At 48.7% G+C, this 25,196-nt stretch carries 19 protein-coding genes and 1 tRNA gene; 12 read left to right on the forward strand and 8 right to left on the reverse strand.

Annotation, left to right across the window (positions count from 1 at the left end; translation table 11 throughout):
• Positions 1-89: 89 nt before the first annotated feature.
• Positions 90-1,124, reverse strand: a complete 1,035-nt coding sequence (locus B160_RS0118340) for an Atu2307/SP_0267 family LLM class monooxygenase (RefSeq protein ID WP_018629383.1) — start codon at positions 1,122-1,124, stop codon at positions 90-92.
• Between the two features lie 226 nt (positions 1,125-1,350).
• Between B160_RS0118340 and B160_RS0118345 the strand changes: the two genes are divergently transcribed.
• Together B160_RS0118345 and B160_RS0118355 are read left to right on the forward strand one after the other, a co-directional pair.
• Positions 1,351-2,145, forward strand: coding sequence for a phosphatase PAP2 family protein (locus B160_RS0118345; RefSeq protein ID WP_245562241.1), 795 nt, complete (start codon positions 1,351-1,353; stop codon positions 2,143-2,145).
• Between the two features lie 207 nt (positions 2,146-2,352).
• Positions 2,353-3,039, forward strand: coding sequence for a DUF1003 domain-containing protein (locus B160_RS0118355; RefSeq protein ID WP_051107217.1), 687 nt, complete (start codon positions 2,353-2,355; stop codon positions 3,037-3,039).
• Here the strand turns inward: B160_RS0118355 and B160_RS0118360 are convergent.
• Entirely contained in the window at positions 3,033-4,511 is a 1,479-nt protein-coding gene (locus tag B160_RS0118360) for a glycoside hydrolase family protein (RefSeq protein ID WP_018629387.1), read from the reverse strand. The two genes, B160_RS0118355 and B160_RS0118360, sit on opposite strands and share 7 nt — an antisense overlap.
• A gap of 163 nt (positions 4,512-4,674) precedes the next feature.
• Here B160_RS0118360 and B160_RS29640 point away from each other — a divergent pair, with 163 nt between their 5' ends.
• Positions 4,675-6,900, forward strand: a complete 2,226-nt coding sequence (locus B160_RS29640; protein ID WP_018629388.1) for an HAD-IIB family hydrolase — start codon at positions 4,675-4,677, stop codon at positions 6,898-6,900.
• A 351-nt stretch (positions 6,901-7,251) separates the two neighbouring features.
• Entirely contained in the window at positions 7,252-8,070 is an 819-nt protein-coding gene (locus B160_RS0118370) for an enoyl-ACP reductase FabI (protein WP_018629389.1), read from the forward strand.
• A 143-nt stretch (positions 8,071-8,213) separates the two neighbouring features.
• On the opposite strand, the gene B160_RS0118375 is transcribed toward B160_RS0118370, so the two are convergent.
• Together B160_RS0118375 and B160_RS0118380 are read right to left on the reverse strand one after the other, a co-directional pair.
• The gene (locus B160_RS0118375) at positions 8,214-9,071 is read right to left on the reverse strand and encodes a fumarylacetoacetate hydrolase family protein (protein WP_018629390.1); all 858 of its coding nucleotides are present in this window, start codon (positions 9,069-9,071) and stop codon (positions 8,214-8,216) included.
• Between the two features lie 234 nt (positions 9,072-9,305).
• Positions 9,306-10,070, reverse strand: coding sequence for an SDR family NAD(P)-dependent oxidoreductase (locus B160_RS0118380; RefSeq protein ID WP_018629391.1), 765 nt, complete (start codon positions 10,068-10,070; stop codon positions 9,306-9,308).
• A gap of 282 nt (positions 10,071-10,352) precedes the next feature.
• Between B160_RS0118380 and B160_RS0118390 the strand changes: the two genes are divergently transcribed.
• The 3 genes from B160_RS0118390 (at position 10,353) to B160_RS0118400 (ending at position 15,687) form a co-directional block, all read left to right on the forward strand.
• Positions 10,353-10,964 carry a SatD family protein gene (locus B160_RS0118390; RefSeq protein ID WP_018629393.1) on the forward strand — a complete coding sequence of 204 codons (612 nt, stop codon included), beginning with the start codon at positions 10,353-10,355 and terminating at the stop codon, positions 10,962-10,964.
• Entirely contained in the window at positions 10,961-11,701 is a 741-nt protein-coding gene (locus B160_RS0118395) for a DUF3307 domain-containing protein (protein ID WP_018629394.1), read from the forward strand. The genes B160_RS0118390 and B160_RS0118395 overlap by 4 nt, the downstream gene beginning before the upstream one ends.
• A gap of 191 nt (positions 11,702-11,892) precedes the next feature.
• Positions 11,893-15,687 carry a TIM-barrel domain-containing protein gene (locus B160_RS0118400; protein ID WP_245562242.1) on the forward strand — a complete coding sequence of 1,265 codons (3,795 nt, stop codon included), beginning with the start codon at positions 11,893-11,895 and terminating at the stop codon, positions 15,685-15,687.
• A 271-nt stretch (positions 15,688-15,958) separates the two neighbouring features.
• Here B160_RS0118400 and B160_RS0118405 read toward each other — a convergent pair.
• A tRNA-Cys gene (locus B160_RS0118405) sits at positions 15,959-16,029 on the reverse strand.
• Between the two features lie 128 nt (positions 16,030-16,157).
• Here B160_RS0118405 and B160_RS0118410 point away from each other — a divergent pair.
• The 5 genes from B160_RS0118410 to B160_RS0118430 all read left to right on the forward strand — a co-directional run bounded on the left by B160_RS0118410 (position 16,158) and on the right by B160_RS0118430 (position 20,151).
• A complete protein-coding gene (locus B160_RS0118410) occupies positions 16,158-17,033 on the forward strand; it encodes a nucleoside phosphorylase (protein ID WP_018629396.1) in 876 nt (291 codons plus the stop codon).
• 43 nt (positions 17,034-17,076) lie between these two features.
• The gene (dapF, locus tag B160_RS0118415) at positions 17,077-17,868 is read left to right on the forward strand and encodes a diaminopimelate epimerase (protein ID WP_018629397.1); all 792 of its coding nucleotides are present in this window, start codon (positions 17,077-17,079) and stop codon (positions 17,866-17,868) included.
• A complete protein-coding gene (locus tag B160_RS0118420; RefSeq protein ID WP_018629398.1) occupies positions 17,861-18,802 on the forward strand; it encodes a magnesium transporter CorA family protein in 942 nt (313 codons plus the stop codon). The genes dapF and B160_RS0118420 overlap by 8 nt, the downstream gene beginning before the upstream one ends.
• Complete coding sequence (locus B160_RS0118425; protein ID WP_018629399.1) at positions 18,799-19,248, forward strand: NUDIX domain-containing protein; 450 nt, start codon at positions 18,799-18,801, stop codon at positions 19,246-19,248. Before B160_RS0118420 ends, B160_RS0118425 begins: the two co-directional genes overlap by 4 nt.
• Positions 19,249-19,392: 144 nt before the next feature.
• Positions 19,393-20,151 carry a M12 family metallo-peptidase gene (locus tag B160_RS0118430; RefSeq protein WP_018629400.1) on the forward strand — a complete coding sequence of 253 codons (759 nt, stop codon included), beginning with the start codon at positions 19,393-19,395 and terminating at the stop codon, positions 20,149-20,151.
• An 89-nt stretch (positions 20,152-20,240) separates the two neighbouring features.
• On the opposite strand, the gene B160_RS0118435 is transcribed toward B160_RS0118430, so the two are convergent.
• From B160_RS0118435 to B160_RS0118445, 3 genes are all read right to left on the reverse strand, one after another.
• Complete coding sequence (locus B160_RS0118435; protein ID WP_157558128.1) at positions 20,241-21,548, reverse strand: TolC family protein; 1,308 nt, start codon at positions 21,546-21,548, stop codon at positions 20,241-20,243.
• A 136-nt stretch (positions 21,549-21,684) separates the two neighbouring features.
• A complete protein-coding gene (locus tag B160_RS0118440; protein WP_018629402.1) occupies positions 21,685-22,353 on the reverse strand; it encodes an ABC transporter ATP-binding protein in 669 nt (222 codons plus the stop codon).
• Between the two features lie 85 nt (positions 22,354-22,438).
• Positions 22,439-24,817 (reverse strand): ABC transporter permease, encoded by a 2,379-nt coding sequence (locus B160_RS0118445; RefSeq protein ID WP_018629403.1) that lies wholly within the window; start codon positions 24,815-24,817, stop codon positions 22,439-22,441.
• Positions 24,818-25,196 lie beyond the last annotated feature (379 nt).

The following is a 25,196-nucleotide window of genomic DNA, read 5'->3' on the forward strand; positions in this document are numbered from 1 at the left end:
CTGCAAGACATAAAACAGCGGCACACAAAACAAGATCCGGCGTAACATAACAAGTACGACCGGCCGGGTTCAAATACCTAACCGCATCGCTACTTCCTTAACGCCTCGCGTACTTTGGGCGCTATTTTGGTACCATAGATCTCGATCGATTTCATAATATCCTTGTGCAACGGCGCCCCGGTGTCCATATGCGTTGCAAAACGGGTCAGTCCGAATAATTCCTGCAGGTACAGGATCTTGTCAATTGCTTCGTTGGCATCCCCGATCACCAGGGCGCCGTTTTTTGTTTTGCCAAAATCAAACTGGTTCCTTCTGTAAGGAGGCCATCCCCGGGAACGTCCTACCCGGTCCATCTGAGCAGCATACAGCGGATAATACATTTCACTGAGCGCTGCACTGTCTTCTCCGTAAAACCCATGCACATGAATGCCCACCTGGTATTGATCCTCCGGATGCCCGTACCGCCGGTACGTTTCCTGATACAATTCGAAAAAGGGCTTAAACTGCGCAGGTGATCCGCCGATAATGGCGATCATCAGGGGTAATCCCAGTCGTCCTGCCCGTTCTACGGATGAAGGTGTGCCCCCAACCGCTACCCAAACCGGCAGGTGATTATTGGTAGCTCTTGGCAATACCATTTGCTCCTGCAATGACGCCCGGTGCTTCCCCTTCCAGGTGATCACCGGTTCTTTGTTGATCTTTAACAGCAGCTCCAGCTTTTCTTCAAACAAGGCATCATAATCCCGGAGATCATATCCAAACAGCGGAAATGACTCAATAAAGCTTCCCCTGCCCGCCATCAGCTCTGCACGGCCGTCAGAGATCAGGTCTACCATCGCAAAATTCTGATACAGCTTCACCGGGTCCGATGAACTGACCACGGATACCGCGCTGCCCAGCTTTATCTTCCGGGTAACCGGGGCCGCCGCAGCCAATACGATCTCCGGCGTTGGTACTGCATAATCCGGCCGATGATGCTCACCGATACCAAAATAGTCCAGGCCCACTTCGTCCATCAATTTTATCTCCTCTATAATCTCCTTCAGGCGCTCACCGGGAGCCTGCACCTTATTGGTAGCCGGGTCAACGTGAAGATCTCCAAACATACTGATACCAAGTTCCATATTCTTTCATTTAGAATACAAATTTAACCGCCTTCAGGGCATATTCACTTAATATAGGTTAATGAAATACCGGGCACAGGCTCCTTTAACATGGTTTTGGGAGCCTACCCGCCCTTAGCCACAGAAATGTGTAAATAAAAATATGCGGCACTCCCTTTATTGCACCCAACACCGTATTTTGCATCAGAAATGTACCTCCTCTAAAACCGAAGTAAAAACAACAGTATTGAGCCAGATATCCTTAGTCAATAAGAGGCTTTTTGCCGGCCTGTTGCTCCTGGTTCCCTTTGCAGCAGCGACCCAAACACCTAAAGACAGCACACATCTTCAGCCACTTTCGCAACAAAAAAGCCGGTCGCTCTTCCCGGAAAACATCACTGCCCGTACTTATTTATTCCCGGCGGCGCTGGTAACTTTTGGCGCTGCCGCCACCATTATACGGGAAAACAAAAATAACCGCGGGGACAGGCTACCGCATTCCCCCGCCCGGGAAACCAGCATCTTCCTGGAACCGGAAAACTACACGGCCCTTGCCCCTGCTGCGGCGGTGGCCGGATTACAGGTAATGGGTATCAAAGGGATGCACAGACCACAGGAGCAGGCGCTGCTCTATGCCATGGCTGCGGGTATCTCCACCGCCATCGTTTATCCATTGAAGAACAATACCCGGGTGTTGCGCCCCGACAAAAGTGATGCGCAGGCCTTTCCCTCCGGACATGCATCGCTTGCCTTTGCATCCGCCGAGTTCCTCCGGAGAGAGTATGGCCGGCAGTCCGTTTGGTACACTGTGGGCGGATACGCGGCAGCAATGGCCACGGCCGTGCTGCGGGTCGCAAAAAAGCAACACCGGGTAGCTGATGTAAGCGCCGGGGCCGGTATCGGGATCGCCTCTACCACAACGGCTTATTGGATCTATAACAAGCTGAAAAAAAGACCGAGGCGCAACCCGGATCAAACAACGCTCTTTATGCCTGCCGTTTCCCCGGGCTACTACGGCGTGTACATCACGAAGCGACTCTGAAGACCTTAACAGACGCATTTTGAGCGTTCCGGATGTTCAGGGACGTTGAGCGGTGTAACCGTTTTATTTCCTGAGGCAGACGTAAAACAAACCAGGGTTGGCGGCCGGCTCCCCGTCCTTCATGAACCAGAAAAATGTTATGCCCCCGGTACGCCGGCCCCGTTTAAAATACGGCGTCAAATGCTTAGCTTTATAAAAAGCTCAGGCATGAATGACTCCGTATTTACCGGTGCTCCCAACGGCGGGGCCCATGAAAACGATCAGATCCCCTGCAGGCGGCTGCGCCCCGCGTTGTATGAATACATAAAGCTGGAGCGCCCCGGCCTTAAACGTTCAGACAGTATTTCCCATAATGAGCTCAATGAATACAAGCTCCGCTACATTTCTAAATACCTGCTGCGGGACGTTCACCAGCTTTCGGAACTGGAAGACACCGTTATTTCTTCCATGACCAACCAAACGGTGATCTCCGATATGATTGATGAAGACGATGGCAATAAAGCCACGTTCGGCCAGCAGCTCGCCGACCGGGTCTCCGGTTTTGGCGGCAGCTGGACCTTCATTATTTCCTTTGTGGTTTTGCTGCTGGCATGGATCTTCATCAATTTCTACTGGATGCACAACCGGGGCTTCGACCCCTACCCGTTCATTTTATTAAACCTGCTCCTGTCCTGCCTGGCAGCGCTGCAGGCTCCGATCATTATGATGAGCCAGAACCGGCAGGAAGAAAAGGACCGGGCCCGCTCTAAAATGGACTATATGGTCAATCTGAAATCAGAACTGGAAGTACGGATCCTTCATGAAAAACTGGATCAATTGCTCTCCAATCAGGAAGAGTTCATGGCCCGCCTGCAGGAGCTGGAAAACAAGCCTCCTTCCGGCAGGGATCATTGATCTCCGCTGTACTCGCTTTCGGGCAGGGGCAGGTTCTTTAATGTGGCACTCCTCAGCGAGATCGTTGAAGAGGCCGAATACAGGCCAATACCGTTTCCGGAATAGGTATAATCGATCAGCGATAGTTTTACGATACCATCGATCGCCAGCTCGATATAATTTCCATACCGGATCAGCCGGAAATGAAATTCCTTTTCTTCCTTCAGATGAAAGATATTATCCTGCAATACGCTGTAAATAAAGTTGGACCGCGTATTAGCGGAATTAAAGCCCCAGCTTTGAAGATGCACGACGCTGTTGATGACGTCGAAGCTGAAATAATACCCCGACCCTTCTTCATCAATATCGGTTACCAGCCCCAGTTTGCCCATGCCCTCCACCGCCAGGATCCCCTCCCAGATAAACCCGGGCGCCGATTTCTGGAGCACAAAAACCTCATACCCGCTCCGGGAGCCGCAGATCCATTTATCCGTTGATTGTTCAAACGTTGCCGTCGGGTTTTTGAACAATGGCAGGATGGTCCCCATTTCGTTCTGATAAATGGTCTGGATCACCATCTGGTCCCACCGGTAATAGCTTTTCAATACCAGCCGCCCGCGGTCATCGGTTTCCAGCTGCTTGGGAGGCGGAAAGATGCGCAGCGCATTGACATTTCCGTTTGCATAAAAGAAATTATATACCAGTAAATGGTCACCGTCCTTTTGAATACGGGCGGCGTAGTTACCCTGCGGCAGCAACACATTGTTATGAAAACAATGATATTCTCCCAGGAACTCCGGTGCAAACCAATAGCGCACTTTTATATCTTCACGAATGGAGCCTAAAAGATAATGCCGGCCGTTGAGCTCAAAAATACAGGGACATTCCACATCATCATACACCATCGGAAAATGCAGCGGCGGATGAAAGATCAGCTCCTTGTCCATCAGCTGCACCAGGCCCACACAGCCCCGCCGCGAAACCGGCCCCGTAGCAGCGCGTGTACAGACCAGGAAAAAGGTCTTTTCCTCATAATCATAACGGAACGGATCCCGGAAGCTCATCCAGAGACGGGGGTTATTTTCATAAGTTTCATAATGCGGCGCCCTTGGCCCAAAAGGGAATACTTCGTTGTTGAGCTTCTCCCAATCAAACAGATTGCCGGACACCGCTAACCCGATCTTCGATACCACACCCCGGTCCTTTCGCTGCAGGCCGGTGTAATACATTTCGAACCGGTTGTGGGCCTCATACACCTGCATCGTCCAGAGCATGTCATCATCCCAATCGCCGGGGTCACCTACAAACAGGGCGTTCTTTACCCTCCTCCAGGTAATACCGTCTTTTGAGACGGCATGTGCAATATAATCGTGGTTGGGTATGATCAGGTGAAAAAGATGATACACGCCTTTATGCAGGATCATGGTCACATCACCAATTTCCCACTCACTGAATCCCGACCCGGAATATAAATTATCTGTTAACCGCTCCATTTTTAAAAAATTACGTTATATTTCCCCCGTTTTACATCCGGTTGCCGCACTACCGCGGCCGGGAGTCATTCAGCAGGCGCATGCTTTCCGCCGGTCTGTTATCCGGCAGGGCCCGCCTTCAAAGTAATCATACATATGATCTCCCCCTCTAAAATGATACGCAATGCAGGAATACTACATACAACTTTTTAGCCCCCATGGATTGATCCGGCATCATAAGCCTGAGATCGGAAGGGATAAGGACACCGGCGGACAGGTAAAATATGTACTGGAACTACTGGAAGCCTTGTCCCATCACCCACAGGTCAGAAAGGTGGACCTGTTCACAAGGAGGATCGCGGACAAGCGGGTTTCTGAAACATACAGTCATGAAATAGAGACCGTATCTTCAAAGGCACGCATTGTCAGGATCACTTGCGGCGGCCACCTGTACAAACCTAAAGAAAGTTTATGGGATATCCTTGATGAATTTGTAGACAAGGTGATCCGTTTTATTGAGAAACAGGACGACTATCCCGATATTGTGCACGGGCATTATGCAGACGGCAATTATATTGCCGGGGAGATCAGCAAGATCTTTGAGGTTCCCTTTATTGCCACCGGGCACTCGCTGGGATGGAACAAAAAGTCGGTCCTTTTAAAGGATGGTCTTTCCGAAGGAACCATCAATCAGAAATTCAACATGATCCGGAGGATCAATGAGGAAGAGAAGACCCTGAAGATGGCCAACCTCATTATTGTAAGTACCCTGCATGAAATAGAGGCACAATACCATGCCTATCAAAACAAAGACAGGGCGCGATTCCGGGTCATTCCCCCGGGCATCAACACAGAGATCTTTTATCCTTTTTACAGAGTCGGGCTGCCCTCTTTTACCATGCCCCTGGAACAGGAGCAGGCCATGTACCGTGTAAGCTCGGAGATCGAGCGGTTCCTTTTCGCACCGGGCAAACCCCTCATCCTCTCGATCGGGCGTGCCGATAAACGGAAGAACTTTGAAACCATTATCGATTGTTTCGGCCAGGACAAGGAGCTCCAAAGCATGGCCAACCTGGCTATTTTTGCCGGCGTACGTAAAGACATTACCCAGATGCCGCAGGATGAGCAGGAGATCCTTACAGGTCTGTTGCTGCTGATGGATAAATATGATCTCTACGGTAAAATGGCCTTGCCCAAAAAAAACGACCCCTCGCTGGAAGTACCCGAGATCTACCGTTTGGCCGCACAGCGGAAAGGTGTATTCGTAAATGCCACGCCGGGCGAGAACTTTGGCCTCACCATTGTGGAAGCAGCCGCCTGCGGTCTCCCGATCGTCGCATCGCCTACCGGTGGCCCCAAGGAGATCATCGGCAAAGCTCATAATGGTATGCTGGTAGATGTTCAGCACACCAAAGAGGTTTCCGATGCATTAAAAAAGATCATTTCGGATACCACGCTCTGGGAAAAATATTCCGCCAATGGCATCCGTGCCGGACAGGAAGACTATTCCTGGGAAACGCATGTAAAGACCTACCTCCGGTCGATCGATGAAATATACAAGCCCAAAACGCATCTGAAAGAAACACAGGAACTGCCTTTTGGTAAAAAGCTGATGAAGGCCGACCTCTTTTTCATTTCAGACCTCGACGGAACGCTGATCGAAGGCGAAGACGCTGCGGGCCTGGACCAGATAAAGCAATGGGTAGATGCGCATAAGAACAAGGTCATTTTCGGGATCGCATCCGGAAGGAACAAGACCCTGACGATGGAAGCGCTCCGGCATTTTCAGTTCCCGGAACCCGACATCCTGATCTGCTCCGCCGGAACAGAGATCTACTATACCCGGAATTTCATACCCGATCCCGGATGGGAAAGTCATATCAATCACCAGTGGAAACGCAAAGAACTGGTAACAGCCCTGGAACACTACCCGGGGCTTCATCTCCAGGAAGCCGACGCACAATGGGAGTATAAGCTCAGCTATTATGTAAACGACTATTTTAATGAAGGTGCGCTCGCCGACCTCTACAAATTCCTGGATGATCGCAGGCTGAGGGCAAAGATCCTGCTGACCGATAATAAATTTCTCGACATTTTGCCGGTAAGGGCCGGTAAGGGGAACGCCGTTCGCTACCTCAGCTATAAATGGCAGCTGCCGCTGGATCATTTCATCACTGCAGGGAACGGAGGTAATGATATTGACATGCTCCGCGGACGTACCAAAGGAATCGTAGTGGCCAATTACAGCCCCGAACTGGATTCGCTCCGCAGAAGCCGGCACGTTTATTTTTCCGGTGGCCGGCAGGCCGAAGGCGTAATGGAAGGGATCCGCTATTACCTGGATCAGCAATCCGCAAAAGCCGGGAAATCAGATACCGACAATCACCGGGAGGGTAAACGTGGCCAGTGATCTGCAGACCGGTTTGTTGAAATATGATGCAGTTGTTTTGTTGATGATCATCTTTATAAAGCAATGTCGTTCTTGCCGGATCTTTCGAGGCCATGCCTCTTTTGCTAAAATGATCGTTGAACCCCGTTTTTAAACAGCTTCTTAGAGCATGCATTCCGGGTGGTCGTTGTGGGCCGGCATCTAAAAACGGAATGCCACCCTGAGCCCGTTTCAGGATCTGCAGATGCCGGAATGAATCCCGTGGCTATCGGATCAGTAGGGTCACAGCAATTTGAATATACGCCCTTCACGGGGAGAAAAATCAGAAATGAGAAATTATATTCTTATTTTTACCGCTCATAACTCAACTTTATGGCATATAATCTTTTAAAGGGTAAAAAAGGAATCATATTCGGAGCGCTGGATGATAAGTCCATCGCATGGAAGACCGCTGAGCAGTGTTATCAGGAGGGCGCAGAACTGGTGCTCACCAATGCTCCCGTAGCCTTGCGCATGGGGGAAATCAATAAACTGGCCGAAGCATGTGGTAATGCACCCGTGATCGGTGCAGATGTAACCAGCATGGACGATCTGAAAGCACTGCTCGAAAAATCAATGGAACATTTCGGAGGTAAGATCGATTTCATCCTGCACTCCGTGGGCATGGGATTAAACGTGCGTAAGGGAAAAGAATATACCGATCTGAACTACGACTGGAACCACAAGACCTTTGACATCTCTTCGATGAGCCTGCACCGCATTTTAAAAACCGCCTGGGACCTGGATGCCTTAAATGAGCATGCCAGCGTAATTGCTCTGACCTATATTGCGGCGCAGCGCGTATTCCCCGATTACAGCGAGATGGCAGATGCAAAAGCATTGCTCGAAAGCATCACCCGGACATTTGGCTATTACTATGGTGTAAAGAAAAAAGTGCGCATCAATACGATCTCCCAATCGCCTACCAAAACAACGGCCGGCAGCGGGGTAAAAGGATTCGACAATTTTGTCAGCTATGCAGAAAAAATGAGCCCGCTCGGCAACGCGCCTGCAGAAGCATGTGCCGATTATATTTCGGTTATGTTCAGCGATCTTACCAAATACGTAACTATGCAAAACCTGTTCCATGATGGTGGCTTTAGCTTTACCGGTGTAACCGCGGAAGTGCTGGAGTCGATGGGCAACAACTGATGTAACGAAGATGAACGAGCTCAATAGCAGTATTCATTTATCTTATAAATTCTGATCCGGAAAACAAGCGGTTAAAACAAAAAGGGAGCATGACCCGCGGGCCACGCTCCCTTTTTGATCGGCAGGATCTTTATCCAAAGCGGTTACTTTTTCCAGGCAACAGCCGTTTGCTTCGATGTTCCCAGACCTTCAATACCCAATTCCACCACATCGCCGGGTTTCAGGTACCATGGCTCCGGCTTTTGCCCCAGCCCCACCCCCGCAGGTGTTCCGGTAGAAATAACATCGCCCGGCAGCAAGGTCATAAACTGACTCAGGTGGCTGATCACCTGCTGCACATTAAATATAAAGTCGGAAGTCGTTGAATGCTGCATCATGACCCCGTTTACTTTTAGCCAGAGGTTCAGGTTATTGGGGTTTTCAATTTCATCTTTAGTAGCCAGGAAAGGTCCCAGGGGTGCAAACGTATCGCAGCTCTTCCCCTTTACCCACTGACCACCGCGCTCGATCTGGAACTCCCGTTCGCTGTAATCATTGTGCAGGGCATACCCTGCTACGTAGTCCAGCGCCTCCGCTTCTTCTACATACGCTGCTTTCTTTCCGATGACCACCACCAGCTCCACCTCCCAATCCGTTTTTACAGAATTCCGGGGGATCACCACCTCATCAAAAGGTCCGCAAAGCGCTGTAGTCGATTTAAAAAACACCACCGGTTCTTTGGGTACCGGGGCATTGGTTTCCTTTGCATGCAGGGCATAGTTCAGACCGATGCAGATGATCTTGGAAGGGCGGGCAACACAGCTGGCCCAACGTTCGCCCTCATCTACCTTCGGCAAACCCGCAGCATTTTCGCTTACAAATGCTTTCAGCCGTTCCGGGCCATTGTTTTCAAAAAAGGCCTCGTTATAATCTTCACCAAACGCCGATGTATCGTAACGTACATCGTCAATAAGCACACCCGTCTTTTCTTTACCCGGCTGCCCGTACCTGATTAGTTTCATGTATTTAATTTATAGTTTATTATTTATTATCAAAGTTGTTCAAGCTTTTTGTTGATAATCTTTTTATAAAGAAAGGTCGTCCTGAACCTCCGCCCGGAAGGGTGTTTCAGGACCTGTTCGGAACAAATATTTTCCACCCAATAGTTGCTGAAACAAGTTCAGCACAACAACCCTAAGACCAATTGTGGTCTTTTATACTCGAAACTGCCTGTTTTTGTAAACCTGTATACAACGTTAATTATTCAGTTTTATAAACCCGCCGTCGATCGGATAATCGCAACCGGTGATGAAGGCTGCTTCGTCACTGCACAGATATAAGATCAGTGCAGCAATCTCTTCCGGCTTTGCCATACGGCCGATGGGCTGTGTTTTCGACAATTTTTCAAACATCTCTTTTTCCTTTCCGGGATACGTCCTGGCAATAAACCCGTCTACAAACGGCGTGTGTACCCGCGCCGGGGAAACACAATTGCAGCGGATGCCATCACCGATATAATCTTTGGCTACCGACAGGGTCATGGCCAGTACCGCTCCTTTGCTCATCGAATAGGCAAACCGGTCCGGTAGTCCGACGCTGGAAGCGATCGAAGCCATATTGATAATAACACCCCCTCCCTGGGCCTTCATCCGGGGTATGGCAGCATGCAGCGCATTGTACACGCCTTTTACATTTACACTGTACACCCGGTCAAAATCGGCTTCGTCCGTGGTATCGGCCTTGCCGATATGGGAAATACCCGCACTGTTGACCAATATATCGATGGCTGCTACCTGCTCAAAAGCTGCTGTAACTTCCTCCTGCCGGGATACATCCAGGAAAATGCCGGAGGCCTTTCCACCTGCGGCTTCGATCTCCCCAACGGTTTGAAGCCCTGCTTCTTTATTAAAATCGGCTACGATCACCCGGGCGCCGGCCCTGGCAAACAAAAGCGCCACTGCTTTTCCAATACCGCTTCCTCCTCCTGTTATGACCGCGGTCTTATCGTTTAACTGAAACATAATTCAATAATAATAAATAATGTAGGTTTAAAATTATAATGGCGCCGCTAATTTACCATATAAATGATAAAAAAGAAGATGAAAAAGGATATAGAGTTGAATCCGGGTCCATTTCCGGAATACCTGTTTTCCGGATCCGAAAACTATTTTCAAAATACTAATAATTTTAGTATTTTTGATAAGATCTTTCATTTTCATTATAAGTGATTTACCTAATAAAAAAAATTATAAGCTATAAAGCTGATAAATAAATTTATAAGTAAATTTGCTTATATTTGAACCATGATAGCAATCCTTACAGGTGATGTTATGCGCTCAGAAACCACGGATCCCAAAGAATGGATGCCGCTGCTGAAAAGCTTTTTGAAAAAACAGGGCCATGCACCCGGTGACTGGGAGATCTACCGGGGCGATGCATTCCAGTTGAAATTGCCACCGGCAGATGCCCTTTTTAAAAGCATGCACTTAAAAAGCATCCTGAAGCAGCAGGCAAACCTGGATGTACGGTTAAGCATCGGGGTGGGCGAGCTTTCGTATCGCACGGAGAAAATAACCGAGTCGAACGGAACGGCGTTTGTACGATCCGGCCGGAAATTTGACAGCATGAAAGAAGAGAAGACCACACTCGCGTTCGCAACCGGCAACGAGCAAGCCGATGCCGCTCTAAACCTCATGGCTCGTTTCGCTTCACTGATCATGGACAACTGGAGCCCTGCAGCCGCAGAAATTGTAGCATTATTCCTGGAAAAGCCCGAATGGAACCAGCAGCAGATCGCAGAAAAGCTAAAGATCAATCAATCCGCCGTAAGCCAGAGCCGCAAGCGCGCACAATTTGACCTGCTGATGGATTTTAATAAATTTTATCAAACCACAATAACCGGGTTAAGCACATGACACTACTGATAAAACTGTTGCTGGCACATTTACTGGGCGATTTTGTATTGCAGCCTTCCCGCTGGGTAGAAGAAAAAGAGCGTAAAAAATACAGAAGCGCCAAACTGTATATACACGTGCTCATTCACTTTGCGCTGATCCTGCTGCTGACCATGAGCACCCGGTACCTGACCCTGGCTGTGCTCATTGCCGGCAGCCACCTGCTGATCGATCTGGCAAAGCTTCAGCTGCAAACTCCCAGGAACAGGAAAATATTCTTTATTCTGGACCAGGTATTGCACCTGGCCGTGATCATATGTGCCGCCTGGTGGACGGAGCCCTTTGCGCTGCACCTGACTCCGGCGCAGACTGATGCCTTGCTGATCACGGCCACCGGACTGGTATTGCTGACCACCCCGGTTTCCGTGGTCATTAAGCTGATCTTGTCCAAATGGGCGCCGGCAACCGAGATCCGGACCGACCTTATTGAAACAAAATCATTGCAACATGCAGGTATGATGATCGGCTACATCGAACGCATTCTGGTACTGATCTTCATCCTGAACCAGCAATGGGTAGCCATTGGTTTTCTGGTAACAGCCAAATCTGTCTTCCGTTTCAGCGATCTCAAAGCGGGCCAGGACCGGAAGCTGACCGAATACATCCTGATCGGCACCCTGCTGAGTTTTGGGATGGCGATCATTACCGGCATCCTCGTTGAGCAAATGATCCGGCTGAGCGCCTCGTATGCGCCTTAGCCGGAATGCCATTCTTTGTGCAACCGTTTGTCCCTGATATCTGCCGCCGAACGCTCACTGCGCAATCGTTTCCATAAGGCATTTTTTTCCGGTATGGGTTGGTTACTTTTACAGGATCATTTTAACACAACCCAGCTATCATGAACCGGGAGTCTGAAAATACATGCTTTAGAAAAAGATTACTGACTGCATTGCTTGCAGCAACGTTATTCTTTACCGCCGGCGCGCAGGTGACTGCCGCGCAACCCGTCACCGACACTTTTTCTGTTGCCGGTGCGGAAAAGATCAATCCCACTACCATAAAAGTGCGCTTTACCAATCAGCAAGATCTGTTGCTGGACTTTTACGGGGAAACGATCTTCCGTATGTTCTCAGATCCCGGCGGCGGCGCCCTTCGTGCTCCGGAAGCCACACCACCGGCATCCATCCTTGTGGACAATCCCCGTAAAAACGTTGCAACCCTCAGCGTAAAAGACCAGGGCGGTCAGATCCTTATTTCGACCAATGCCGTTACTGTTTCACTGAATAAAGCAACCGCCCGCCTCCGGATCATTTATAAAAAAACCGGCCAGGTAGCTGTTGAAACGATTACGCCTCCTGTATTTGACAAAAAAAGCACCAGCCTGAAACTGAAAGAAGATCCTGCGGAATACTTTTACGGAGGCGGCGTGCAAAACGGACGCTTTTCACACAAAGGGAAAATCATTTCCATCGAAAACCAGAACAGCTGGACGGATGGCGGTGTGGCCTCCCCTACGCCCTTTTACTGGTCTACCAACGGCTATGGCTTTATGTGGTATACTTTTAAAAAAGGAAAGTATGATTTTGGAGCCAAAGAAAAAGGTGTGGTAACCCTTTCCCACGAGACGAGCTACCTCGATGTATTCTTTCTGATCGATAAAGAGCCGGTATCGATACTGAAAGATTTCTACCAGCTTACCGGCAACCCCGTGCTATTACCCAAATTCGGCTTTTACGAAGGCCATCTGAATGCCTACAACCGGGATTACTGGAAAGCCGATACCGCCGGGATCCTTTTTGAAGACGGCAAACGGTACAAAGAAAGCCAGAAAGATAACGGAGGGATTAAGGAGTCGCTGAACGGAGAAAAGAACAATTATCCCTTCTCCGCCAGGGCCGTGATCGACCGTTATAAAGCGCACGACCTTCCCCTGGGCTGGATCCTGCCCAATGACGGGTACGGTGCGGGTTACGGGCAAACGGGTACACTGGACAGCAATATCCGGAACCTGAAGGCTTTTGGCGACTATGCCCGTAAGAACGGCGTACAGATCGGCCTCTGGACCCAATCGGACCTGCATCCAAAAGACAGCATTCCCGCTTTGCTGCAGCGGGACATCATTAAAGAAGTTGGTATTGCGGGTGTGCGCGTACTAAAAACGGATGTAGCCTGGGTAGGTCCGGGGTATTCATTTGGTCTGAACGGCGTGGCGGATGTAGGACAGATCATACCCAAATACGGCCACAACGCAAGACCTTTTATAATTTCCCTGGACGGCTGGGCGGGTACCCAGCGCTATGCCGGCATCTGGAGTGGCGATCAAACCGGTGGCGCATGGGAGTACATCCGCTTTCACATTCCCACCTACCTGGGAGCGGGATTGTCGGGCCAGCCCAATATTACTTCCGATATGGATGGTATTTTCGGCGGCAGGAACTTCAGGGTGAACACCCGCGATTTTCAATGGAAGGCATTCACGCCGATGCAGCTCAATATGGACGGCTGGGGAGCCAATGAAAAATACCCTTATGCACTGGGAGAGCCGGCGACCTCCATCAACCGGACCTACCTCAAGCTAAAATCGGAGCTGCTGCCATATACCTACAGCATCGCACGGAAGGCTGTTAATGGGTTACCCATCATCCGCGCCCTGTTCCTCGAATATCCCAATGCCTATACCTATGGTAAAGCCACGCAGTACCAGTACCTGTACGGGCCTTACTTCCTGGTAGCGCCCATTTACCAGGATACAAAGGCCGACGAAAAGGGGAACGATATCCGCAACAATATTTATTTGCCGGCAGGCACCTGGATCGATTATTTTTCCGGCGATGCCTATGAAGGCAACCGGATCATCAATAACTTTAATGCACCGCTCTGGAAGCTGCCCGTGTTTGTAAAAGCAGGAGCCATTATTCCGATGGCGAATCCCAGCAACAACAGCACACAGATCAACAAAGCGCTGCGCATTTATGAGCTGTATCCTTCAGGGAACAGCGCCTTTACCGAATACGACGACGACGGGCTGACAGAGGCTTATAAGTCGGGGACCGGCGCCACCACGCTTATTGAATCTGCAGTCCGGAAAAATACGGTGACGATCGTTGTTCACCCAACAAAGGGGACCTACGACGGTTTTGAAAAGAAAAAAGCAACGGAATTCAGAATAAACCTCACACAAAGGCCCACAGGCATTACTGCAAAAACAGGCAGCACCCGCATCCGGTTAACGGAAGCAACCTCAGAAGAAGCCTTCAGGAAACAAACCAATGTATATTACTATAACCCGGCGCCCAACCTGAACCGCTTTTCTACAGCAGGCAGTTCTTTTGAACAAACGGCCATCACCAAAAATCCGCAGCTGCTGATAAAACTGGCTGCTGCAGATGTGACCGCCCGCGCCCTAACCCTTACCTTTAACGGATACCATTTTGAACCTGCGGATCATTTACGCAAACAACACGGCAGGCTGGCCGCCCCGTTACAGGCACAGGTAACCGACAGCAACCGGCAGGCATATGCATTAACCCCCAGCTGGAACAAACAACCCAAGGCCGACTTTTACGAGATCGATTTTAATGGCCAGCAATATACCACCATCCGGGATACCAGTTTACTATTCGATGGTCTGACACCGGAAACCGGCTATCAGTTTAAGCTGCGGGCTGTTAATAAGGACGGACAATCTCCCTGGGCCATCATTTTTGCAAAGACAAAAGTAAACCCGCTCGAATTTGCCATTAAAGACATTGTGGCCACGGCATCCGTTGCTGACCAGGAAGGAAGCGAAATAGGGCAGCTGTTTGATTTCGATGAAGGCAACCTCTGGCATACCAAATGGGGAACAAAAGCAGTACCCTTTGATCTGGTACTGGATCTGAGATCCGTTAACCAGTTAGACAAGATCCATTACCTTCCCCGCACCCGCGGAAACGGGGTGCTCCTGAAAGGACGCATCTATTACAGTACCAATAAATCCGGCTGGACGGAAGCCGGCAATTTTGAATGGGCTAAGAACGGGGATACCAAAGTGTTTGCTTTCAACAACCACCCCACCGCGCGTTACATCAAAATTTCGGTAACGGAAGCAGTCGGAGACTTTGGTTCGGGGCGCGAATTGTATGTATTTAAAGTACCGGGGTCTGAAAGCTATATTCCGGGCGATATCAACAGCGACCATATCATCGACAAGAACGATCTTACCTCGTACATCAACTATACCGGCCTGCGAAGCGGTGACGGGGATTTTGAAGGATACATCAGCAATGGCGATATCAACAAAAACGGGCTGATCGATGCCTATGATATCTCAAACGTGGCAACACGCCTGGAGGGAGGTGCCGACATGAGCAGCACCGACACACTACAAGGCCACATTCAAATAACAACGGCAAAGAAAGCATACCGGAAAGATGAAGTAGTGGACATCCTGGTAAAAGGCAATGGACTGAAGGCTGTAAATGGACTGAGCTTTGCCTTGCCCTACAATACACAGGACTACACCTTTGCAGGCATTACCCCGTTAAACCTTAAGGAACTGGAGAACATGACCAACGACCGGTTACACAGCAACGGGAAAAAAGTGCTGTATCCGACCTTCGTAAATATCGGAGACCGGCCTCTTTTAGAGGGCACGCAGGACCTGTTCATCATCCGGCTGAAAGCAAAGCATGATCTGAATTTTGACCTGAAGCCGGCCGACGGAATACTGGTAGACAAGCGGCTGAATACGGTAAGCTTTTGATCCGGTGTTTTTTTCCGGGTCTTCCGCAAGGAGACCCGGAAAAAGCAGTGGCACAATTAAGACCCCGAACTATGCAAAGCGGAGTAATATTTTGAGGTGTATCAAAAGTCTTTCATTTGTCATTGGCAACTTGTTTCCGTATCTAATAATAGTTATGGATCAATAGATTCTGAAACAAGTTCAGAACGACAACACGCCATAAAGCGACTTTTGGTACAATCCCAAAAAAGCGAAAACCCGCCATGACAGCGGGTTTTAACTTTTTATCCGGAGGTCCCGAGCGGATTCAAACCGCTGTACGAGCTTTTGCAGAGCTCTGCCTGATCACTCGGCCACGGGACCATTATCCCCAATCCCTGATCTTTGGCAGCCGGCACCGGGGCCAGGCATCCATCCGATCATTTAATCTTTGAGGGCTGGCAAAAATAGGATATTTTTGGTAAATAATAGCAAAGATTAAAGACCTTTTTATGAGCAGGATCGCCGAATCGGAATTGATCATCAATAACAGGGGCGCGGTTTATCACCTCGATCTTCGTCCGGAAGAGCTTGCGGGCACAGTAGTTACCGTTGGCGACCCGGACCGGGTGGCAGAATTCAGTAAATATTTTGACACCGTCGAAGTTAAACGCCGGCACCGGGAATTTGTGACCCATACCGGCATGGTGGGCGGCAAGCGGCTCACGGTGCTTTCCTCCGGTATCGGACCGGACAATATCGATATTGTGATGAACGAACTGGATGCCCTGGTGAACATCGATTTTGAAACGCGGGAGATCCGGCCGGAATTACGATCTTTAAACATCATCCGCGCAGGCACTTCCGGCTCACTGCAGGCAGACATTCCGGTAGACAGCTTTGTAGCTTCCACACACGGATTGGGGCTGGACAATCTTTTGAACTTTTACCGACCTGAGGAAACGGATGAGGAAACGCAATTGCTGCAGTCTTTTGTTACCCATGTACAAATGCAGGGACTGAGCACGCCCTATATCACCGGGGCCTCCCCCTCCCTGCTCAAGCATTTTGTAACCGGGTTTCACCAGGGTATTACCGTTACCTGTCCGGGGTTCTATGGCCCGCAGGGAAGGGTATTGCGGCTGGGCGTGCGCAATCCGCAGCTCATCGACCGTTTGACCGACTTTAGCTTCGGGCAACACCGGATCACGAATTTTGAAATGGAGACCTCCGCCATTTTCGGCCTGGGAAAATTACTCGGACACCACTGCCTGGCGTTGAATGCCATCGTGGCCAACCGCATCGTAAGGGAATTTACAAAGGACGGAAAAGCAGCGGTGGAGCGGCTGATCCTGAAATTTCTGGAAACATTCAAAAATAATTTCTGAAACAGGATTTGTTTCATTGGTTATAAAAAGAAATAAATAAAATATGAATTTGGCTTTTTACAAATACCAGGGAACGGGAAACGACTTTATACTTGTTGACAACCGGGAAGGGGACTATTCGGGCCTAACAGAAGAGCAGATAAGATCATTGTGCGACCGGCGGTTTGGTATCGGAGCCGACGGTTTTATGCTGCTCAATGAAAAAGAAGACTATGATTTTGAGATGGTGTATTATAATGCTGACGGACGGGAAGGCTCCATGTGCGGGAATGGCGGCCGCTGCATTGTTCAGTTTGCCAGCGACAGGGGCATTAAGAAACCAGCCTATCATTTTATTGCAACCGATGGCCCTCACGAGGCAACCATTGAAGATGGCGAAGTATCCCTGAAAATGAAAGACGTGGAAAGCATTCAGGCGTACAGGACCGATTCTGTCTTAAACACGGGCTCTCCCCACTATGTACAGCTGGATCCCGATGTGATGCACCTCGATGTATTTAAAGAGGGCCAGAAAATACGGTATAGCAAGGAATTTGCCGAACAGGGCATCAACGTTAATTTTGTGCAGGTAAAAGAGCCCGATACGCTGATCGTACGCACTTATGAGCGGGGTGTGGAAAACGAGACCTATTCCTGTGGTACCGGCGTAACGGCTGCGGCACTGGTATACTATCACAATGATAACGGGTTTAATTCGGTAAATATAGAGACCCTGGGCGGAAAACTAAATGTACGGTACCGCCGGGAACCCGATGGATCTTTTAACAACATCTGGCTCAAAGGCCCTGCTGTAAAGGTTTTCGAAGGCAGCATAAGCGCAACCGATCATGATTAAATACTTCAGGAATATTGACCATAGCACCGTAGAGATCTTCGAGCCGGAGAGCGATAGCTGGGTGAACGTTGTTCCGCCGCTGAAACAGGAGGAATTCAATGAGCTGTCGGAACTGCTGGAGATCCCCATCGACTTTCTGACAGACTCGCTGGATATCGACGAGCGTAGCCGTTATGATGAAGATGACAATGTAAAGCTCATCGTGATCAAAACGCCTACTGAAAACAATTCATTCAATGAAAGCGATGCTTACTACATCACCATCCCTATCATCATCATCCTTACCCACAACCATATTGTTACGGTAAATTCTTTTGAAAATCCGGCCATAAAAAAATTCCTGAATACTTTTCAGAACCGCCAGCCGGATAAAAGGAACATGATGGTGATCAAGATCATTGAAAAGATCATCCAGAATTTCATGGAATACCTGAAGGAAATCAATCAAAAGCGGAATCTTATTGAGCAAAAGCTTTATGATGCCAACAAGAACGAGCATCTGCTGGAGCTGATGAAGATCCAGAAAAGCCTGGTGTATTTTGTAACGGCGTTGCGCTCCAACGAACTGCTGCTTGCCAAAATACAACGCACAAAGTTCCTGCAGCTTACAGAAAACGAATCCGAGCTCCTGGAGGACCTTATGGTTGATAACTCACAGGCCCTCGAAATGGCCAATATCTATACCAATATCCTTAGCAGCACCATGGATACCTTTGCCAGCATTATCGCCAACAATCAGAACCAGGTATTAAAAAGACTGGCGATTGCCACCATTGTACTGAGCTTCCCCGTATTGATTGCAAGTATCTTCGGCATGAATGTACCCAGCGGCTTTGAGCATTCGCCTTATGCGTTTTATATTGTGGCAGTGCTTTCATTGTTACTGGCCGTGGTTTTGGGTGTGCTGGCTTTCAGAAAAAAAATACTGGAATGACACTGAGATCTTTTAACATCCGCGTGTATGGCGTTCTGGTGAATGAAAAGCGGCAGGTGCTGGTAAGCGACGAGCGCATCTATTTCAACAACTGCGAGGTCACCAAGTTTCCCGGAGGCGGACTGGAACTGGGCGAAGGTACGCGGGAGTGCATTGTGCGGGAATGTAAGGAAGAAATGAACGCAGACGTAGAAGTGATCGATCATTTGTACACGACAGATTTCTTTCAGCAATCGGCATTTAATGAAGAACACCAGCTGATCTCCATTTATTATATCGTGCGGCCTGTTACTCCCCTGCCCTACAGGCTCAATAACGGCACCCCTGTTTATCCCGAAACGATCACCGAAAACTTCCGCTTTGTAGACTGGGATCATTTTTCAGCCGATGTAATGACCTTACCCATCGATAAAATTGCCGCAGCGCTTTTAAAAGAACGCGGCTGAACGGCTCACCGGCACATCTCGGCCCGAATGACGTACTGAAACACGGGAAACAGCTCCGTGTGCGGTGTCCCGGTAGTAATGCCCCCCTCCTGTATGATTCTAACAAAAAATCGATACTTTTGAAGCCCGTTTTAATCCCCTGATATGAAGCGATTTGTTACAGCCGTTACACTGGTCATCGTAGTGCTTACAATGTCCACCTGTTCAAAAAAAGATATTCCCTTTGCCCATAACAAAGATGCCGCCGCCTACAATAAACCGGTTGGTGCTTCAGCAAAGGACCTACTGGGCAGCAGCGCATTCGCCAGTCTTTCGGTAGAGATACAGTATGTTGCCGGTTATGCCCCGGATGCCGCAGCCCTCGAGCAGCTGAAAACATTCCTGGCCAACCGGCTTCATAAACCCGGTGGCGTTACGATAACCACGCAGGTCATCCCTGACCCGGGCGCTCCCACGCTATCCCTCAGCCGGGTCCGGGAAATTGAAAATGCGCACCGCACCCTTTTTAACAAGGGCAACCGGTTCAGTCTCTATATCCTTTACAGCAACAGCGATTACTCCGACGCCAACACGCTGGGCATTGCCTATCGCAATACCTCAGCGGCGCTGATGGGAAAAAAGATCCATGAAAACTCCGGAGGATTCGGTCAGATAAGCCGTACCAAACTGGAAGCAACGGTGCTGGAACATGAAGTGGGGCATTTACTGGGGCTGGTTGATCTGGGATCTCCCATGCAATCGGCACATAAAGATGCGCCGCACGGCAATCATTGCAGTAACGAACAATGCCTCATGTACTATGCGTCGGAAACAACTGATGTGCTTGGTTTCCTGTCTCGTAATGAAGCTTCAGAACTGGACGCGGGCTGCCTTGCAGACCTGAAAGCGAACGGAGGCAGGTAGGACTGGGAATCGGGGGTCCGGAATTGAGATTTGAGAACTTGGAATTGAGTATTTGGTATTGGAACATCCGCGTTCAACAGCATTGCCGGCTACGGCTCATTGATCCCCTGGTAATAATTATAGATCTTCACCCGCAATAAATATTCATATTTCCCGCCGATAAGATCCACATTTGCCCGGTCCAGGTTGTTCTTCACCGTCAGGTACTCCACGGAGTTCCAGGTACCTACCGTGAACCGCGCCTCTGCAGCCTGGTACGACTGCTGCAATGCCTGTACCCGCTCCTGCAGCTTTTTATAACGTTCATAAGCCGCATTCATATTCACATAGGCCGTTTGTATATTTTGCTGCAGGGCCGTCTTTGCGGATGTGTTTTGCAACCGGGCGTCCTTCAGATCCAGTTTTGCCAGGCGGACACTATTCCGCAATTGCAGGTTCCCAAAGATGGGGATGGATAAGGAAAAGCCCAGGTTTCGCCCGAAGTTATTTTTCAACTGGTTTCCGATGTTCCCGTTAAACTGTGTGTAACTGCTTCCGAAACCATATCCGAAACCCAGTGAGGGAAATAATTTTCCACGGGCTGCTTTCAAACCGTACCCCGCACTTTTCAACGTATAATCGGCAGCCTGTACCCCGGCAAAATGTTCCAGCGCCGTATTATAGGCCGTTGCCGCATCAATGGTATTCTTTTGCAGGACCTCGGTAGCCGGCATCCGTTCAAAGACCATTGCGGTATCATAAGGAATATTCATCAGCGCGCATATATTGATCTTTGCCGTTTCCACATCCCGTTTTACATTAATGACCGAGGCTTCATCTCCCGCAAATTGTCCCCGTATATCAAAAAAATCAGAAGGCGCTATAGCCCCCTGATCGTTCATATCTTTCAACCGCTTCATCTGCCTTTCCGAAAGTGCTGCCTGTTCGGTATTTTGTACCAGCAGGTCTTCAAAATTCATCAGCTGCAGATATGCCAGGATCATGTTCAGGGTCATATTGTCCTTTTGCTGCTGCCAGCTCATTTTGGTGGCCGCTACGTTCATGGCTGCCTGCCGTACCGTATGCTGCAGGGCCAGCCCCTGGAAAACAGGCAAACCGCCCGACAGATTGTAGTTACCGGAATAAAAGCTTTTATCGACATAGTCATTGGTTGTTTTGTCAATGCTCCGGCCGAAGAACCAGCCATGGCTTGCGGCGGCATTCAGATCCGGCAGCATGTTCAGCCATGCTTGCCGGTGGCCGATCGCGGCACGCTCCAGCTGATTTCCGGCAAGGGCAATCTGCAGGTTATTCTTTAGTGCCATATCAATACAGGTTTCCAGTGTGTAATGGTTGCGCTGCGCCCGGGCCATTACAGGGACCGTGATCAAAAAAAATCCTATAAAAAAAAACTTCATGGATCGAGATTTCAGAGTTGAGATTTGAAACAGGGAGCATCCATTACCGGCATTCAGCAAATCATTGCCGGAACAGCCTCTTTTCCTATATCCTTTTACTATTGCCTGTTTGCCGTAACCATTGATCATACACCATTCACTTCTTTTCTACATGAGCGTCCAGCAAATGAATGATCCTTGAGCCATATTCGGCATTTTTTTCCGAATGCGTTACTTGGATGATGGTGACCCCGTCCCGGTTCAGCTGTTGAAACAGCTCCATGATCTCCTCCCCCTGCTTTGAATTCAGGTTTCCGGTGGGTTCATCGGCCAGTAATAATTTCGGGCCTCCGATCAATGCCCGCGCAATGCCCACCAGCTGCTGCTGGCCGCCGGAAAGCTGTGTAGGAAATAAATCCTTTTTACCCACTATGTTAAAACGGTCCAGCATATCGGCCACCATGGCCTTACGCTCCGGTGTTTTAATACCCTTGTAGAGCAACGGCGTTTCAATATTTTCATAAACAGTCAGCTCATCAATCAGGTGATACGCCTGAAAAACAAAACCGATATATTGTTTATAAAGTGCCGCGCGTTGCTTTTCCCTGAGGCCCTGGACAGCATCTCCCATAAAATGATAAGCCCCTTCATCAAAATCATCCAGCATTCCGATCACATTTAATAACGTGGATTTCCCGGAACCGGAGGGTCCCATTACCGACACAAATTCTCCTTCGCCGATATCCAGGTTAATATCTTTTAATAAAAATGTACGGTTGATTCCGGTGTTCACCCATTTGTAAATTCCCCGTAATGATAATAACATAGTGTCCATATTTGAGTTTTGAGACCTGAGAACCGAAGCTCACCGCCTTCTGATTTGTTATTTATTATTTGTCATTCAGCATTCCCTACTCGCTTCGCAATGCTTTGACAGGATTGGCGGTGGCTGCCCTGACGGCCTGTACGCTTATGGTAGCAAAAGCTATGACCAGTGCGATCAAACCCGCCAGAACAAAGAGCCACCAGCTAACGGAGGTACGATACGCAAAATCATCCAGCCATTTGTTCATAACAATATACGAAACAGGAAAGGCGATTAACAGGGAAAGGCAAATCCATTTTAACAGGTAAAAGGATACCAGCCGTACAAGACTTGCGACCGAGGCCCCCAACACCTTCCGGATACCCAATTCTTTTACCTGTTGCCCCGCAGTAAAAGTGATCAGGGCAAACAATCCCAAACAGGCGATCACAATGGCCAGTATCGTAAATCCCAGCAATACATTGCCCTGCCGCTCTTCTTTTACATATTGTCTTGCAAAATTGTCGTCAAGAAAATGATAGCTGAATAAAGCATCTGCATCCATTTGCTTAAAGGTGGACTCAATAAATGCGATCGTCGCTTTCATATGATCGGTACCAATCCGCACATACACATTATCCTTATCTTCATTCTTTCCGGGCAACAGCAGCACCATCGGCTCAATTTTATGCTGAAGCGAATAAATATGAAAATCACGAACCACTCCTATTACCGTTTTCAATCCCGGTCCCCCAACCTGTATCTGCATTCCAACAGGGCTTTTCCATCCCGCTTTTTTCACCAGGGTTTCATTCACCAAGACCGACTGACTGTCTGTAGCGCTTCCTTCAACAAAATTACGGCCGTTCAATAGCCCGATCTCCAATGTCGGGATAAAAGAGGCATCCACCTGCAATCCATAACCCAGATTTGTAGCCCGGGGGTCAACAACTCCATTTATTTCCGGGCTGTAATCCAACATTCCAATATCGTTATTGCCAATAGGATTACCCGCCACTGCCACGCCTTTTATGTCGGGGTTCTGACGGAGGCTTTCCTCCAGCCGCCCGATCTTCCTGCGGGTATCCAGACGATCAATATGAAACGTAAGCACCTGGTTTTTATTTAGACCAAGGTCTTTATGAAGTACATACTTTAATTGCTTATATACCAGCATAGATACTGCGATCAACGTAACGGTTACCGCAAACTGGAATACGACCAACCCCTTACGGAAAAGAGCCTGACCGTTTTTACCAACCATTTGGTTCCGCAACGAAGGAATTACTCTAAAAGCTGAAAGCAATAATGCCGGGTAAAGTCCCCCGATGCTTCCCAACAGAAGCGAAACACCCGATAATGCGAGAATGGTATATCCGGTGCCAAAATGAAATAATTCCAGCTGTTTCCCATTCAGCGCATTAAACCAGGGCATCAATGCGATCGCTAACAAAATACTGATGCAGGATGCCAACAGCGCAGTCACAACCGATTCTATTAAAAACAGGCCTATCAAATGTCTTTTTGAGGAACCAACAATTTTTCTTATTGCCACTTCCTTTAAGCGGACGGAGGATCTTGCCGTTGTTATATTCACATAGTTGATCAACGCAATAATCAAGATCAGGATCGCAATAGCCCCCACGATATAGATGAACTTTACACTCCGGTTCTCTCCCAGTTCATAACTCAAATCAGAATGCAGATGTATGGACGTAACCGGTTGCAGCTCCAGGTTGTATTTTACCTTGCCTGTAGTGTCCGGGAACATTTTGGCTGAGAATGCGGGGAGTTTTGAGATCAGGTTTTTACTACTTGCACCGGGCTTTAACAAAAGATACGTATAAAGCATAAAATTGCCGGGATCAGTAGTATAATTGTCATCAAAGGAACGCAGTCCCGAAAAGGTGAAGTGGGAGTTGCGGGGAACATCTTCTATGACGCCTGTAACAAGATTGGGGAAGTTGTTCTCAAAAAAAATGGTTTTACCAACCGCGTTTTCCCAGTTGGTAAAGAGTTTTTCTGCCACGGTTTTTGTAAGGACTATCGACCGGGGTCTTGCTAAAGCCCCGGAGGGATCCCCGGCCAGAAAACGGTGCGAAAAAATATGAAAAAAACTTTTATCCGTAAAAAGGATGGTATCTTCTTTTAGCTTCTTATCCTTATAACGGATAACACCCCCACCTTCAGCATTGATACGGACCGTTTGCTCAATTTCAGGAAAGTTGTCTTTCATCGCCTGGGCCAGCGGACCCGAAGTTCCCGTAATGTCAAAACCACCGCCCTGCCACCGGCCATGGGAAACCACTCTGTAAATACGATCTGCCTTTTCATGATAGCGATCAAAACTAAGTTCATCAGCAATAAAAAGCGCGATAAGCCAGAATGCCGTAAGGCCCAGGGCCAATCCGAAAATATTTACCAGTGCAAACAACCGGTTCCTATTTAATTGCCGCCATGCGGTCCTAAAATAATTTTTAAACATATCTGCCAGTTTTCAGATGCCGCCTTTTTTATTATCCGTGTCGATACATCCACTCGCACTCCATCTTGTATCCTGTATTTTTCATGCGCCTTTTAATGGATCATTTGCCTGTCGGACCTTCCGCAATTAATAATCTCATCATTACTGTTGCCCGGGTTTGTACCCCTGCTATTTCCCGTTCGCTTCGTTTTGAACGTTTTGTTTCCAATGCTATGCCGCAAACATAAACCATTATAAATTAAAATATTGTATCAGGGCAAGCGCTGTTTGCTGTGCGGTTTTAACACAGGAAGTGTACGGTTTTGATACAGTCCTTAATGGTTGCTCAGTTCATATGACTATGGTCCTTACTTCCTCATTAAGAATCTAAACAGCTTCC

This window comes from Niabella aurantiaca DSM 17617 (assembly GCF_000374125.1).
Taxonomy (GTDB): Bacteria; Bacteroidota; Bacteroidia; order Chitinophagales; family Chitinophagaceae; genus Niabella; species Niabella aurantiaca.

What these genes read in the sequence shown, in the direction of transcription:
- B160_RS0118360 (WP_018629387.1), bottom strand. Translation starts at nt 4,511, where the DNA reads ATGGAGCGGTTAACAGATAATTTATATTCCGGGTCGGGATTCAGTGAG.
- B160_RS0118435 (WP_157558128.1), bottom strand. Translation starts at nt 21,548, where the DNA reads ATGAAGTTTTTTTTTATAGGATTTTTTTTGATCACGGTCCCTGTAATG.
- B160_RS0118380 (WP_018629391.1), bottom strand. Translation starts at nt 10,070, where the DNA reads ATGTTTCAGTTAAACGATAAGACCGCGGTCATAACAGGAGGAGGAAGC.
- B160_RS0118395 (WP_018629394.1), top strand. Translation starts at nt 10,961, where the DNA reads ATGACACTACTGATAAAACTGTTGCTGGCACATTTACTGGGCGATTTT.
- dapF (WP_018629397.1), top strand. Translation starts at nt 17,077, where the DNA reads ATGAATTTGGCTTTTTACAAATACCAGGGAACGGGAAACGACTTTATA.
- B160_RS0118375 (WP_018629390.1), bottom strand. Translation starts at nt 9,071, where the DNA reads ATGAAACTAATCAGGTACGGGCAGCCGGGTAAAGAAAAGACGGGTGTG.
- B160_RS0118430 (WP_018629400.1), top strand. Translation starts at nt 19,393, where the DNA reads ATGAAGCGATTTGTTACAGCCGTTACACTGGTCATCGTAGTGCTTACA.
- B160_RS0118425 (WP_018629399.1), top strand. Translation starts at nt 18,799, where the DNA reads ATGACACTGAGATCTTTTAACATCCGCGTGTATGGCGTTCTGGTGAAT.
- B160_RS0118410 (WP_018629396.1), top strand. Translation starts at nt 16,158, where the DNA reads ATGAGCAGGATCGCCGAATCGGAATTGATCATCAATAACAGGGGCGCG.
- B160_RS0118445 (WP_018629403.1), bottom strand. Translation starts at nt 24,817, where the DNA reads ATGTTTAAAAATTATTTTAGGACCGCATGGCGGCAATTAAATAGGAAC.
- B160_RS0118440 (WP_018629402.1), bottom strand. Translation starts at nt 22,353, where the DNA reads ATGTTATTATCATTACGGGGAATTTACAAATGGGTGAACACCGGAATC.
- B160_RS0118355 (WP_051107217.1), top strand. Translation starts at nt 2,353, where the DNA reads ATGAATGACTCCGTATTTACCGGTGCTCCCAACGGCGGGGCCCATGAA.
- B160_RS0118390 (WP_018629393.1), top strand. Translation starts at nt 10,353, where the DNA reads ATGATAGCAATCCTTACAGGTGATGTTATGCGCTCAGAAACCACGGAT.
- B160_RS29640 (WP_018629388.1), top strand. Translation starts at nt 4,675, where the DNA reads ATGCAGGAATACTACATACAACTTTTTAGCCCCCATGGATTGATCCGG.
- B160_RS0118340 (WP_018629383.1), bottom strand. Translation starts at nt 1,124, where the DNA reads ATGGAACTTGGTATCAGTATGTTTGGAGATCTTCACGTTGACCCGGCT.
- B160_RS0118370 (WP_018629389.1), top strand. Translation starts at nt 7,252, where the DNA reads ATGGCATATAATCTTTTAAAGGGTAAAAAAGGAATCATATTCGGAGCG.
- B160_RS0118420 (WP_018629398.1), top strand. Translation starts at nt 17,861, where the DNA reads ATGATTAAATACTTCAGGAATATTGACCATAGCACCGTAGAGATCTTC.